We start from the raw sequence: 14,265 nt of genomic DNA, 5'->3' as shown, positions 1-14,265 counted from the left end.
CTGCATGACAGAAACGTATCATACATCTGTGCTGGCTGCTATGATGCAAGCAACGCAGCATGGCAGCAATGATGTAGCCATCCGTTACTTGTCTGTCGATTCGCGGCGAATGGCATTTCCTGCAGAAACGCTTTTCGTTGCTATTGATACCGCACAGCGCAGCGGCCATAGTTTTATACCAGATGCTTATCAGCAAGGGGTACGTGTTTTTCTCTGTCATCATTTGCCAGAAAAAACAATGGAAGATGCGGTGTTCCTGCAAGTACCTGATACGTTGACAGCTTTGCAACAATTGGCTGCTGCACATCGCCGGCAATTTCATTGTCCGGTTATTGGCATTACGGGTAGCAATGGAAAAACAATTGTTAAGGAATGGCTGTACGAAGTGTTGCATCACGATGTACAAATTGCCCGTAGCCCCAAGAGTTATAACTCACAAATAGGTGTGCCGTTGAGTGTGTGGCTCATGCAGGCTGATACTCAACTCGCCATTATTGAAGCTGGCATTTCACAGCGGGGTGAGATGCAGGCTTTGCAATCCATCATTCAACCGACCATTGGCATCTTCACCATGCTGGGCGATGCACATGCAGAAGGCTTTGCCACTGTAGAGGAAAAGTTGCAGGAAAAATGGCGACTCTTTCAAAGCTGTACAGCCATCATTTGCAATACGGATGATGCGGCTGTGGCATCAATAGCAAAAAAATTCAAAGGGCAATTGCTCAACTGGGGTTATCATGATGGAGTATGGTTGCAGTTATTGGAAATAAAAAAAGAGCCATCATTTGCAAAGGTGGATTTTCAATACGAGGCAGCATATTATTCATTGCGTTACCCATTTGCCGACGATGCCAGCATCATGAATGCGATGCATGTAGTGTGCTATATGCTGTATGCAGGTTATGGTTGGGACATCATTCAACAACGAATTGCGCAGCTACGGCCATTGGATATGCGGATGCAATGGAAAAAAGGCATTCGTCATTGCAACCTGCTCAACGATAGTTATAGCAACGATTTTACGTCGCTGGTACAAGCCATTGAATTACTGTTTCAGCCAAGCAGAAATGAACACCGCAGCATTGTGCTGAGCGACTTGTCTGTAGGAATCGGCAATCTTGGAAATTATCAGCAACTGCTGCAATTGTTGCAAACCAAAGCAATTCATCGCCTCGTTACAGTAGGGCCGGTGTGGCAGCAGGTATTGCAGCAAACGGAAATGTTATCTTTTCCCGTGCATACATTTATGCAAACCAGCGAATTGCTGGCAGCATTGCCAAACTTGCATTTTGAAAGAGAAGACATACTCATCAAAGGTGGCCGTCAGTTTGCTCTGGAAAAAGTAGCGCAGCAACTGGAAGCACAGCAACACCAAACGGTGCTGGAGATTCATTTGCCAGCGGTACAGCACAACCTGCAGTTTTATAAAAAACATGTGCAGCCCGGTGTAAAAATAATGGCTATGGTAAAAGCCTCCGGTTACGGCAGTGGCGATGCAGAAATTGCGAGGGCCTTACAGTTTAGTGGTGTAGATTATCTGGCAGTGGCCTATCCCGATGAGGGTGTGGCATTGCGTCAGGCGGGCATTCATTTGCCCATTATGGTATTGAATACCGATCCCCCATCTTTCGATGTAATGGAGCAATACAATCTGGAACCCGAAGTGTATTCATTTGAATTGCTACAGGCATTGCTGGAATGGTGCAAACAACGCGGTGTGCAGAGCTGGCCCGTTCATATTAAAGTAGATACGGGCATGCATCGCCTGGGCTTTGCTGTTGAAGACGTGCCCATGCTATTGCAACTGCTGCAGCAACAGCAGGTATTACAAGTACGTTCTGTATTTACACATTTGGTGGCTAGTGAAGATGCTGCTGCTGATGCATTTACCCAAGAGCAGATTAGGTTGTTCAGCAATGCATGCTCGTTATTGTCGGCCGGATTGGGATATTCATTTATACAGCATTGCGCCAACACAGCGGCAATCTTGCGGCATCCTTCTGCACATTTTGATATGGTGCGGTTGGGTGTTGGTTTGTATGGTGGCACTTCAGGCCTTCAACCGGTGATGAAACTCTACACCACCGTAGCACAGGTAAAAAAAGTAGCTGCAGGTGAAACAGTGGGCTATGGCCGCAAGGCAGTGTTGCAACGGCCTTCTGTAATAGCCACCGTTCGCATTGGTTATGCCGATGGCTATCCGCGGCAGTTGGGCAATGGAGTGGGCAGCATGTGGTTGCATGGACAAACAGCCCCTGTGGTGGGCAATGTATGTATGGATATGACCATGTTGGATGTTACGGATTTACCACCTGTTCAGCCTGGCGATTTGGTAGAAGTATTTGGCGACCACATCAGTATACAAGCGGTAGCCGGCTGGTGCCACACCATTACGTACGAAATTATGACGGGCATTAGCCAGCGGGTAAAGCGGGTGTATGTAGAAGCCGAGTAGCTAAGGCCATAGGTTTTTCTTAATACCCACAGCACCTATTTTGCAGGGGCTATTCCGGTTATCTTTGCCACCAACATTTTCAAATTCATTCTGTGAAAAAGCGACACATCATTGCCCTCATTCTGCTGATTTTGATTGTAGACCAGTGGTTCAAGTTTTACATTAAAACCAATTATTTTTTGGGCGAAGAGCACAATATGATTGGCGACTGGTTTAAACTACATTTTGTAGAAAATGAAGGCATGGCATGGGGCTGGAAACTTGGCGGTAGCGGTAGCTGGGGCAAAATTGCACTCACCGTATTCAGAATGGTGGCGGTAGTGTTTGGCTTGTACTATGTGGGCAAGCTGATTAAAAAGAAAGAACATCCGGGGTTCATCATTTGTGTAGGATTGATTATTGCAGGTGCTATTGGCAACCTCATCGACTCTATGTTTTACGGAATGATTTTTGAAGCCAGTGAATACGGAACCGGAAAAGTAGCGGCCTTTATGCCCGAAGGTGGTGGCTACGCTGGTTTTTTACACGGCAAAGTGGTGGACATGTTGTACTTCCCGTTGGTAGAAGGCACGTTTCCAAAATGGCTGCCGGTATGGGGAGGCGAACCGTTTTTGTTTTTTAGCCCTGTGTTCAATATTGCCGATGCCAGCATTTCTATCGGGCTAATTATAATATTACTCTTTCAAAATCGTTTTTTCAAAAAAGAAGAACCAGCAAAAACGCATCCCACTGTTGAAACAAACTCTGCTACCACAGATGATGCACAGGTTTCCTGATAGTGACATAAAAATTGCACATGAAAAAAAGCTTACCATATCTCACACTGCTTGCCGCTTTTGTTTGGATCGGTTGCTCCAAAGAACTAAGCCTCGAATCTGGCGCACTGCCTGTAGGTAACACAGCAGAAGGTCGGCTGGTCGGAGACCCCTATGCCTGCGCTAATATTACGATTGCAGGTGTCTATGGGCAAGGTATTGCCAGTGATACTGCAGAATATCTTTTGGTGGATGTGAACTTTACAAAGGCAGGTGATTACATCATTTTTACTGAGACTGAAAACGGACTATATTTTTCTGACACTGGCAGTGTATCAAACGTAGGTATTTCAACAATAAAATTACAGGCATGGGGCACACCCCTCAATCCTGGCTTATTTAACTACACAGTAAAATTTAAAGCCAGCAGCTGTACTTTTTCATTAGAAGTGCTGCCTGTTGTTGCGAGTACCGGGCTCGATTATTTCCCCACCACATTAAACAGCTGGTGGAACTATGTTTCCAACGATCCGGCAGCTGCGCCATCAGATACGGTGCGATCTATAGCTACAGGTACAACCATCACGCTGGCAGCTACGGGCAGGCAGTACGATATTTTCCAAAATGTATATCACACTGCTGTTACAGACACTTCTTTGTACAGAAAAGCACCGGGCGAATATTTTGCTTACGATGATTTAGACCAGTTTGGCTTGTCTGACTCAGTGATTGCCGGAGAATGGATTTTTTTGAAAGACAATGCAGCTGCAGGTACTACATGGTTTAGCCCCGAAGTAAATACAACTGCAGCATCAGTACCGGTGAAAATGCGTTTGAAAATGGACATAACGCAACGCAATATTGATGCGGCAGTAGATGGCAAAGTGTATAGAAACGTAATTAAAGTGAGAACTACGCAGCAGCTACAAGCCACGGCTGTAGCACCTTTTGTAGATGTGGTAAGCTTCGAAAGCTGGTACGCCAGAGGCATCGGCCTCATTCAGGTGGCAGCACCCGATCCGTTTTTTGGCTATCGCTTACAAGCGTTCCAGGTCAATTAAAATCAGTTCAATATTTATCAATAAAAAACTGCTGATATTGTCAGCAGGTTTTTTATTTGAAGCATAGTCGTTTCGGTTAAAACAAACCAAACAACTGGCTGTCTATCTTTTGCAAAATTTCGCCGAGGTCTTCTTCCCGCTCTGCAAATTTGTTTTTGTCTACATCAATCACCAGCACAGGTCCTTCGGTGTACGACTCAATGAAACGGGTGTAGTATTCGTTCAGTTTTTTCAAATAATCGAGGCGAATGTTTTCTTCGTATTCACGGCCACGCTTTTGAATTTGACCTACCAGCGTGGGTACCGATGCTTTGAGGTAAATGAGCAAGTCTGGTGGTTGAACCATGCTACGCAGTGTTTCAAAAAACTTGTAGTAGTTATCGAAATCACGTTTGCTCATGAGGCCCATGTCGTGCAGGTTGGGCGCAAAAATCATGGCATCTTCATAAATGGTTCTGTCCTGAATAATGGTTTCATTACCACGCTGAATTTCCAGAATCTGGTTGAGGCGGCTATTCAGAAAATAAATCTGCAGGTTGAAACTCCAGCGGGGCATGTCCTCATAAAAATCGTTGAGGTAGGGGTTGTGTTCTACATCTTCGAATTGAGGTATCCAGCGGTAGTGTTTACTCAGTTGCTCGGTCAGGGTGGTTTTGCCGGCACCAATATTGCCTGCAATCGCTATGTGTTTCGGCTTCTTCGATTTTGCCATGAGCAGAAAGTGCTATTTAAAATGGATCAAAAATGTTGATATGGCGGCAATACAGCAGCGGGGTACAAGTTAGGGAAAACGACCTTTCTGCCAACCAATTGCCGACCTACAGATAAAAAATGATTAATAGTATTTCACACCAACGGCTTCCCGCACCATGCGGATGGTTTCGGCGGCGCTGGCCCGGGCTTTGTCTTTGCCGGCCTGCATCACCTTGCCCAGTGCTTCGGGGTTGTTGAGCAGCTCATTGGTTTTTTCGCGGATGGGTTGCAGAAAATTCACCATGTCTTCGGCCAGTTGCTTTTTCATATCGCCATAGCGAATCACCACATTGCCGGTGCTGCTGTTGTTGTAGTCGGCTTCAAACTTGGCCACGGTATCGGCGCTGCTCACCAGCTTCATGAGGGTAAACAGGTTTTCGATATAATCGGGCTTGGGGCTGTTGGGCTCTGCAGGTCCCTGGTCGGTTTTGGCCTTCATAATTTTTTTGCGCAGCAAATCAGCTTCGTCGCAGAGGTAAATGGTGTTCATCGCATTTTCGCTCTTGCTCATTTTGCCATTGCCATCGAGGCTCAAAATTTTAATGAGTTCACCGCCGCTGTAGTTGAACGCTTGTGGTTCAGGTAAAATTTCCTCACCAGCACCATAGCGGAAATTGAAACGCTGCGCAAAGTTGCGGGCCATTTCCAGGTGTTGCTCCTGGTCTTTGCCCACGGGCACTTTGCCTGCCCGGTGTATGAGAATATCAGCCGCCTGCAACACCGGATAGGTGAGCAAACCGGCATTCACATTGTCGGGGTGCTGACGAACTTTTTCTTTAAACGTAGTGGTCTTTTCCAACTCGCCTTTGTAGGCCAGCATATTCAGGTAGAGATAGAGCTCCGAAATTTCGGGCACATCGCTTTGCACGTACAAGGTTATTTCGTCGGGATTGAGACCGCAGGCAATGTTTTCGGCTACCACACGGCGTACGCTGTTTTGCAGTTCCTTGGTATCGGGGTGTGTGGTGAGGCTATGCCAGTCGGCCACAAACACATAACAATCGTACGCTTGTTGCATTTGCAAAAAATTGCGGGTGGCCCCGAAATAGTTGCCCAAATGCAGAAAACCGGTGGGCCTGATGCCCGTCAACACTCGTTCTTTACTCATAGGGCGGCGAAGATAACATTTCACCCGTGTTGAAACCGTGCTTTCTGCGCTGCTGCAAGGCTTTTCAGAAAAAATGCCTGCATAAAAAAAGCCATCACATGGATGGCTTTTTACGATCAACTTTCCAGGGGTTATTTATTTCAACAATGTGACGGTTTCGAGCTTGGTGGTTTCCCCTTTTTTCACCACTACATTTGTCTTGGTTTGGGCAATGTAGGGGGCTATACCTTCAAAGGTTACAGTGTACGTACCATCGGGCAGGCCACGCAGTTTGTAGTTGCCTTCGCGGTTGGGCAGTGCTACGGCATTGAAACCGGCGCCATCGCTGATGCGCACCACAGCTTTGGCTTCAGCAGGTTTTACGGTACCGGCTACCGTACCAAAATTGGCGTTGCAGAAAGGACGAATCACCGGCTTCAGGAAAAACTGACCATTCACTTCTACAATAGAGCTGGCCACGTCGAAATCCATCCATACTTTGATGCCATTGCCAATGCCTCTTTCGCGGTGCTTGTCAAACAGTTGGATGTACACATAATTGTTCACCGGATTGAAAAGGGTGAGGTTGTAGGTAACACCATTTTTTACCACGGTGTTGTTGCTGCCGAGGGTAATGCGCACCTTACGCACCGTGCCACCGCTAATGCCGGCTTCGCCCAGCTTTTGCTCAATACCATTGCGCAAAGTGAGTACGTCAATCACGCCCGGTGTTACGTTCAGATCTACCCAAAAACCAAAGGCATCGCTGCGGCCCAAATGATCATCATTGTCATTGTCGCCACGGCCAAAGTTGTCATCGTTTTTGTGTGCCCGGTTGGTGTCTACTTTTACTTCCACCTTTTGAATGTCGATGTTGACGGCATCGAACTCACCCGGTCCGTCCGTCAGGTAGAGTGCCACTGACGAACTACTTTCATCGGCTCCCGATTTAGAACAGGCAGCAAAAACAAGGGTAAAAGCAAGCAGCAACAGGGAAAGGCCAAATGAAAAATGGTTGCGTTTCATAGTGTTTGTTTTGTTGATTAATGCAATGAACAAGTGTTGTTAGCAAGAGTAGAGATGGGAAAAAACAATGATGGTTTAACTGCTCATGAAGTTTTTTTCTTGCCTGTGTAGCATGCATTTTATTGTGTTTGCCACAATAAATTTTCTGTAAAAAATGCATCTTCAAATGGCAAATACTCTCCGCTTGCATGCATGATGTATTTTAGCCACGCATGCAGCATGGACCATCCATATTAGAGTCGCCCATTGAATACCTGAAAGGTGTGGGACCGCAACGGGGCGATATGCTGCGCAAAGAATTGAACATTCACAGCTTTGGCGATTTGCTGGAGCATTTTCCGTACAGGCACATTGATAAAACACGGGTGTTTCCTATATCGGCCATAGCGCCGGGTATGGAAATGGTGCAGGTGCGGGGCATACTTGGCGAGCCGGAAGAAATAGGCGACAAGGGTCGCAAAAGGCTGTCGGCTATTTTGCGGGATGGCACGGGAGAATTAGAACTCACCTGGTTTCAGGGCGTGCAATGGGTGAAGAAAATGCTGGTGCCCGGCAGGCAATATGTAGTGTATGGCAAAGTAGCCTGGTTTAAAAACCGACCCAGCATTACACATCCCGAAATAGAACCCGCTGATGAGGAAAATGTAGCAGGCAGAAATTTTTTGGAACCTGTATATCCGACTACCGAAAAGCTCAAGACAAAATTTATAACGGGCAGGGCACTGGGCAAGTTAACAGCTGCATTATTGCCGCAAATTTCTCCCCGTGATGTGCCCGAGTTTTTACCGGCATCTATTATGGCAGCGGGTAAACTCATGCCCCGGTTTGATGCATATCGTAACATTCATTTTCCGCCAGACCAAGCCACTTATGATGCCGCACTCCGTCGCTTGAAGTTTGAAGAATTGTTTGTGCTGCAAATCAAACTCAATCAAGTAAAAATCAAACGCCATCAGTTGAGCAAGGGCGTCATCTTTCATCAGGTGGGGGCGTTGTTCAATGAGTTTTATGCAAATCATTTGCCCTTTGCACTCACCAATGCGCAAAAACGGGTGATTAAAGAGATACGCACCGACTGTGGTCGTGGCCATCAAATGAACCGCTTGCTGCAAGGCGATGTGGGCAGTGGCAAAACCATTGTGGCTTTGCTCAGCATGTTGTTGGCCGCCGACAATGGTTTTCAAAGCTGCCTGATGGCACCCACGGAAATACTGGCGCAGCAACACTTTGCGGGCATTAGCCAATTGCTGAAAGACATGCCCGTTACGGTGGCCTTACTTACGGGTAGTGTAAAAGCCGCCGAACGCAGGAAGATTTTACAACGGGCTGTTGATGGAGAAATTCATATCCTCATTGGTACCCATGCACTCATAGAAGACACGGTGCAATTCAAAAACCTCGGTTTTGTGGTGATTGATGAACAGCATCGTTTTGGGGTAGAGCAGCGCAGTAAGCTGTGGCAAAAAAATGAGATACCACCGCATGTATTGGTGATGACGGCAACACCCATCCCCCGTACACTCAGCATGAGTTTGTTTGGCGACTTGGATTGTTCGGTGATGGATGAACTGCCACCCGGCAGGCAACCCATTACCACTGTGCACCGCTACGAAAGCAGCCGGCATAACGTGCTGGAATTTGTGGGCGAAGAAATTCAGAAGGGCCGTCAGGCATACATCATTTTTCCGCTGATAGAAGAAAGCAGCAAACTGGAATATGAAAACCTGATGCGGGGCTACGAAAATGTGAAAGCATTTTTTCCGGAACCGAAGTTTTACATCAGCATGGTGCATGGTCGTATGAGTGCCGAAGAAAAAGACACCAACATGCAACGGTTTGTAAAAGGCGACACTCAGATTATGGTGAGTACAACCGTAATTGAAGTGGGGGTGAACGTACCCAACGCCAGTGTGATGGTAATAGAAAGTGCCGAAAAGTTTGGTTTGAGCCAATTGCACCAGCTGCGGGGCAGGGTGGGCCGCGGCAGCGAAAAAAGCTTTTGTATTTTATTAACCGGCCCTAAATTAACCACCGATGCCCGGGAGCGGTTAAAGATTATGTGTGAAACCAACGATGGTTTTCGCATAGCAGAAAAAGACATGGAGTTGCGTGGCCCCGGCGATATAGAAGGCACCCGCCAAAGCGGAATGCTCAATTTTAAACTGGCCTCTATTATGCACGACAAAGCATTGATGGAAGCTGCGCAACGAATGGCAGAGAATTTGCTGGAAGAAGATGTAGAACTTATAAGGCCGGAGCATGCTGCTTTGCGTCAACATTTGCTGGCAAAAAAAGGAAAAACGTTCTGGTCTAAGATTTCTTAACAAGAAATATAGGCTGCTAAGCGTTTGTAATCGTAACTTAAATATTGCTTTGAAATACATATACCTATACCTCGTTATTGTAGCCTGCCTGTTTGCGGGGCAGGTGCAGGCCCAAACTTTTGAGTACACCGAAAACAAAGGCCAGTGGCATCAGGATGTACTGTTCAAAGGCGAACTATCTACGGGTGCATTTTTCCTGAAAAAGAATGGTTACCGGGTGCTACAGCATCCGCCCGAAGAACTGCAGGCGGTTAAAAATGCGTTGACCGGCCATGGACTCGAAAACATTTCCCCGAAAGCTGCAGCTGCAATTCAAGCCAGTAATATAAACGATGGTGAATCGGGTAGTGGAAATGAACCAGTGTTAACCTTACGTTCGCATGCCTATGATGTTTCTTTTGTAAATGCCAATGCTAAAGTTGTTTTTAAACAAGCGAAACAGCTGCCGGGCTATTTCAATTACATTATTGGAAATGACCCTTCTAAATGGGCCAGTAACGTACATGCTTTTGCCGAAGTATGGGCAGAAGGCATGTATCCCGGTATAGATGTGCGGTATTACAGCGAAAGCGGTTTTCTGAAATATGATTTGGTGTTGCAACCTAATGCCCGTCTGCAAGATGTAGCCATTGCCTACACGGGAGATGTCAAATTGTCTTTGCGTAGCAATGGCGATTTAGCGATAAAAACTTCTATTGGCGAAGTGGTAGAAAAAGCCCCCTACAGCTATCAGTTAATCAACGGCCAGCGCAAAGAAATCAGTTGCCGTTATGTACTCGATGGCAATACTGTTCGCATAAAAGCAAACGGATATGATCCTGCTCAAACCTTAGTTATAGATCCAACGTTGGTGTTTTCATCTTTTACCGGTAGTACATCTGACAACTGGGGCTATACTGCAACCTATGATGCTGCGGGCAATTTGTACGCAGGCGGCATTGTGTTTGGCAGTGGCTATCCTGTTACTCCCGGGGCTTTTCAAACTACCTATCGTGGCGGCAACAATGGCACAGGTGAGGTTCGTGGTTTTGATATAGCCATCATGAAGTTTAATGCCACCGGAACGGCACGTATTTATGCCACTTTCTTAGGGGGTACCGGCAATGAGCAGCCACACAGTTTGATAGTAGATAATGCCAACAATTTGGTGATGGCAGGGCGTACAACGTCGACCGATTATCCTACCACTACACCCCGTTTAGGCCCCGGTGGCAAATGGGATATTGTGGTAACAAAGCTTAATGCTGCAGGTTCTGGCTTGGTAGGTTCGATTATGCTCGGTGGATTGGAAGATGATGGTGTAAATATTAAACATAAATATACCACGCCTGTTTCTGCCAGCAGTTTACAACAAAACTATGGCGATGACGCCCGAAGTGAAGTTATCTTAGACGCAGCCGGTAATATTTTGGTAGCCAGTTGTAGCCGGAGTGGCGATTTTCCAATAACGCCAGGGGCTATACAAACAACGCTGCAAGGCAGTCAGGATGCATTATTGCTCAAATTTCCACCCAACCTTGCCGGTCTCACTTTTTCTACCTATTTAGGAGGTACTGCAGACGATGCTGCGTATGTGTTGGCTGTTAGTCCTGCGGGAAATATTTACGTAGGCGGTGGTACAACAAGTGCCAATTTTCCGGGTAATAAAACTGGCACTGTAGGTGCAACATATCAGGGTGGTTTGGCAGATGGGTTTATAGCAGAAGTAACAGCTACGGGCAGCAGTCTTATACGATCAACTTTTATTGGCACTGGTGGCCTCGATCAGGTGTATGGTATTCAATTCGACCGTTTCGGATTTGTGTATTGCATGGGTACATCAACAGGTGCTTTTCCCGTTCGCAATGCTGCTTTTTCTCAAACTGGCGGTAAGCAGTTTATAGCGAAACTTACTAATGATTTAAGTACATGGATATACAGCACCGTTTTTGGCACCAACGTTGGTACGCCCAATATTAGCCCCACCGCATTTTTGGTAGATAGATGCGAGAATGTGTATGTAAGTGGCTGGGGCGGCCCGGTAATAAACGTAACACCAGGTAACAACTCATTTGCAGCAAGTGGTACACTTGGTCTTACCATTACACCGGATGCCATACAATCACAAACCGATGGTCGTGATTTTTACTTTTTTGTATTAGAAAAAGATGCTACCCGTCAATTGTTTGGTTCCTATTTCGGGCAGCAAAATGCACCAGGTGACAATGCTGGTGCTGACCACGTAGATGGTGGTACCAGTAGGTTCGATGCGGCTGGCGCTATCTATCAAGGCATTTGTGCCAACTGTAGCCCCGGCCAGTTTCCAATTACGCCCGGTGTAGTTGGCCCAACCAACCCTTCCGGCAACTGTAACCAGGCAGTTATCAAAGTCAATTTCGATTTATCGGGCATTCGTAGTGGTGTAAAATCATCTATTGGCTCCATAGATGGCGACACATCGGGTTGTGTACCTATCACCGTGAATTTTCGTGATACTGTGAATTTAGCCCGTTCTTACGAATGGGATTTTGGCGATGGAACGCAATCAATCACCAACACGAATAACATTGCGCATACTTTCAATGTTGTGGGTAGTTATAGGGTACGCTTGATATCAGTAGACAGTACTAAATGTTATCCGCGAGATACCAGCTATGTAACCATTCGCATTCGGGATGATATTGCCAGTGTTAGTGCTGCTGCTACCAAATTGGCACCTTGCGAAAGCAATACTTACAGGTTCGATAATTTGAGCGTACCATTTACCGGAAAGCCATTCCGCTCCAATTCTTTTACATGGATTTTTGGTGATAATTCTGCACCTGTAGTCACAGGCAATGGTCCTGTTACACATGCCTTTCCGGGTGCAGGTACGTACAATGTACAATTAGTATTAACGGACACGAATTACTGCAATGCGCCAGACACATTCAGGTTGTTGCTTCGGGTGAGTCCTTTGGTTGATGCCCGTTTTGATACGCCTGTATCTGGCTGTGCTCCTTATGCAGCTGTATTTTCCAACAACAGTTTAGGCGGGCAGCAATTTTTATGGCAGTTTGGCGATGGTACTACCAGCACCGCAGCCAATCCTGTAAAAACCTACTCCGTACCTGGTATTTATGTAGTAAAGCTGGTGGTGATTGATAGCAATACTTGCAACATTATTGACTCTGTGCAGCAAACCATTACTGTAAGCGGCAAGCCAACAGCAGACTTTTCTTTTACGCCACTGCCTGCTCAGGAAAATGTAATTACAACATTTACAAACCTCAGCACAGTAGTACCACAATACAAGTGGCTTTTTGGCGATGGCGATTCATTGCTTACATCCAGGAGAGACACCACTGTTCGCCACCAGTACAACCAAACCGGAACCTACAATGCCTGTTTGATTGCTGTCAATGAGTTTGGTTGCCCCGATACAGTATGTAAGCCAGTTCCTTCAATCATCAATCCTGTAATAGATGTGGTTTCTGCATTTACCCCCAATGGCGATGGTGTAAATGACAGAGCTGTGGTATTTGGATACGGCGTAAGCAAAATGATGTTTAGGATTTATAACCGCTGGGGCCAGCTGATGTACGAAACTACTGTGCCACGCAGTGGCTGGGATGGTATTTTTAAAGGCAAACCACAGCCCATGGATGCTTACGGGTATACATTAGAAGCGGAGTTGGTGTCAGGAGAGAAGGTGAAAAAATCGGGCAGTATTACATTAATCAGGTAAGGAGAGCAAGCTATGACGGGTGCATATCAACAATTGAAAAAGAGGGCACATCTGGTAATCGGCGGAGCACTGCTGTTTACTGCCATGTGCATCAGTACAAAACCGTTGTTGGCGCAGGATCTTCATTTCAGCCAGTTTATGAACAATCCTTTGCTCACTAATCCTGCCAATACCGGCTTCAACCCGGATTTTGATTACCGCATTGGAGGCAGCTACCGCAATCAGTGGTGGGGCTTGCCTGTGCCTTATAAAACAATGAGCTTGTGGGGAGATGTGCAATTGTTGCGGGATGAATCGTCAACTGGTTGGTTGGGGGTAGGTGGTGTATTGTTGAGAGATGTTGCGGGTTCCGGCAATCTTACTTCTACCAAAGCTTACGGTAGCATTGCCTGGCATCAGGAACTTGGCTACAACAGTTTGATTTCAGCTGGCTTTAATGTTGGTGTTGCATCCAAAAGAATTGACATTGCCAATTTCACCTGGGAAAATCAGTGGAACGGTAAATTCTTTGATGCCAATATTACCAGTGGTGAAGCATTCGCCTTTTCACAAATTGGTTACCTCGATTTGCAAGCGGGGCTTAACTATGCATTGTTTCCATCCGATAAAGTTTACTTCAATGCCGGAGTGAGCATGTTGCATTTAAACAGGCCCAGAGAATCTTTTTTTAATGATGCATTGAGCAACAACAGAGTGCCTGCAAGGTACAACGCATTTGTAAATGCAACAGTAAAATTGAACGACCAATGGATCATTAACCCCAACGTGTATTACAGTCAGCAGGCTGGTAGCAGCGAAATAGTTGGGGGCTTAATGGCACAATACAATTTGGGCGAATACGGAGAGCAGCAAGTAATTGGTGGTGCTTATTTCAGGCCGGGCGATGCGGCTATTGCCATGCTGGGGTTACAATGGAAAGATGTTCGGTTTACCATGAGTTATGATGCCACTACTTCTTCATTAAAGCAATACAATAATGGCAATGGGGCCATTGAATTTTCAGTAATTAAGTTCGGCACATTTAGTGGCCGTACTCCACGGGCCAGCAGGTGTCCTACTTTTTAAGTAAGTACACTTGGCTGGGAAGTTCAAGTGATG

Annotated in this window: 9 protein-coding genes; 6 read left to right on the top strand and 3 right to left on the bottom strand. The window is 46.3% G+C overall.

Going from position 1 to position 14,265, the window contains the following annotated elements:
- The first annotated feature begins 4 nt into the window (after window positions 1–4).
- The 3 genes from V7Q13_RS04560 to V7Q13_RS04550 all read left to right on the top strand — a co-directional run bounded on the left by V7Q13_RS04560 (window position 5) and on the right by V7Q13_RS04550 (window position 4,271).
- Complete coding sequence (locus tag V7Q13_RS04560; protein WP_333799498.1) at window positions 5–2,455, top strand: bifunctional UDP-N-acetylmuramoyl-tripeptide:D-alanyl-D-alanine ligase/alanine racemase; 2,451 nt, start codon at window positions 5–7, stop codon at window positions 2,453–2,455.
- Between the two features lie 92 nt (window positions 2,456–2,547).
- On the top strand, window positions 2,548–3,231 hold the full coding sequence (locus V7Q13_RS04555) for a lipoprotein signal peptidase (RefSeq protein WP_333799497.1): 684 nt from the start codon (window positions 2,548–2,550) through the stop codon (window positions 3,229–3,231).
- A gap of 20 nt (window positions 3,232–3,251) precedes the next feature.
- Window positions 3,252–4,271, top strand: a complete 1,020-nt coding sequence (locus tag V7Q13_RS04550; RefSeq protein WP_333799496.1) for a hypothetical protein — start codon at window positions 3,252–3,254, stop codon at window positions 4,269–4,271.
- A 76-nt stretch (window positions 4,272–4,347) separates the two neighbouring features.
- Here V7Q13_RS04550 and V7Q13_RS04545 read toward each other — a convergent pair whose 3' ends face one another.
- From V7Q13_RS04545 to V7Q13_RS04535, 3 genes are all read right to left on the bottom strand, one after another.
- Window positions 4,348–4,983: a deoxynucleoside kinase gene (locus V7Q13_RS04545; RefSeq protein WP_157479584.1), complete on the bottom strand. Its 636-nt coding sequence runs from the start codon at window positions 4,981–4,983 to the stop codon at window positions 4,348–4,350.
- 123 nt (window positions 4,984–5,106) lie between these two features.
- Window positions 5,107–6,132 (bottom strand): tryptophan--tRNA ligase, encoded by a 1,026-nt coding sequence (trpS, locus tag V7Q13_RS04540; protein ID WP_333799495.1) that lies wholly within the window; start codon window positions 6,130–6,132, stop codon window positions 5,107–5,109.
- 135 nt (window positions 6,133–6,267) lie between these two features.
- Window positions 6,268–7,137 (bottom strand): DUF4382 domain-containing protein, encoded by an 870-nt coding sequence (locus tag V7Q13_RS04535; RefSeq protein ID WP_333799494.1) that lies wholly within the window; start codon window positions 7,135–7,137, stop codon window positions 6,268–6,270.
- Between the two features lie 212 nt (window positions 7,138–7,349).
- Here V7Q13_RS04535 and recG point away from each other — a divergent pair, with 212 nt between their 5' ends.
- The 3 genes from recG to V7Q13_RS04520 are packed head-to-tail and all read left to right on the top strand — an operon-like array spanning window position 7,350 to window position 14,232.
- On the top strand, window positions 7,350–9,461 hold the full coding sequence (gene recG / locus V7Q13_RS04530) for an ATP-dependent DNA helicase RecG (protein ID WP_333799493.1): 2,112 nt from the start codon (window positions 7,350–7,352) through the stop codon (window positions 9,459–9,461).
- A gap of 49 nt (window positions 9,462–9,510) precedes the next feature.
- Window positions 9,511–13,167 carry a DUF7948 domain-containing protein gene (locus tag V7Q13_RS04525; protein WP_333799492.1) on the top strand — a complete coding sequence of 1,219 codons (3,657 nt, stop codon included), beginning with the start codon at window positions 9,511–9,513 and terminating at the stop codon, window positions 13,165–13,167.
- Between the two features lie 33 nt (window positions 13,168–13,200).
- The gene (locus tag V7Q13_RS04520; RefSeq protein ID WP_333799491.1) at window positions 13,201–14,232 is read left to right on the top strand and encodes a PorP/SprF family type IX secretion system membrane protein; all 1,032 of its coding nucleotides are present in this window, start codon (window positions 13,201–13,203) and stop codon (window positions 14,230–14,232) included.
- The last annotated feature ends 33 nt before the right edge of the window (window positions 14,233–14,265 follow it).

The organism is Phnomibacter sp. (assembly GCF_036803085.1).
Lineage (GTDB): Bacteria > Bacteroidota > Bacteroidia > Chitinophagales > Chitinophagaceae > Phnomibacter.
The sequence above is the reverse complement of the archived record's forward strand: the minus strand, read 5'-3'. Positions and strand labels throughout refer to the sequence as shown.

What these genes read in the sequence shown, in the direction of transcription:
- V7Q13_RS04560 (WP_333799498.1), top strand. Translation starts at nt 5, where the DNA reads ATGACAGAAACGTATCATACATCTGTGCTGGCTGCTATGATGCAAGCA.
- V7Q13_RS04550 (WP_333799496.1), top strand. Translation starts at nt 3,252, where the DNA reads ATGAAAAAAAGCTTACCATATCTCACACTGCTTGCCGCTTTTGTTTGG.
- V7Q13_RS04545 (WP_157479584.1), bottom strand. Translation starts at nt 4,983, where the DNA reads ATGGCAAAATCGAAGAAGCCGAAACACATAGCGATTGCAGGCAATATT.
- trpS (WP_333799495.1), bottom strand. Translation starts at nt 6,132, where the DNA reads ATGAGTAAAGAACGAGTGTTGACGGGCATCAGGCCCACCGGTTTTCTG.
- V7Q13_RS04535 (WP_333799494.1), bottom strand. Translation starts at nt 7,137, where the DNA reads ATGAAACGCAACCATTTTTCATTTGGCCTTTCCCTGTTGCTGCTTGCT.
- recG (WP_333799493.1), top strand. Translation starts at nt 7,350, where the DNA reads ATGCAGCATGGACCATCCATATTAGAGTCGCCCATTGAATACCTGAAA.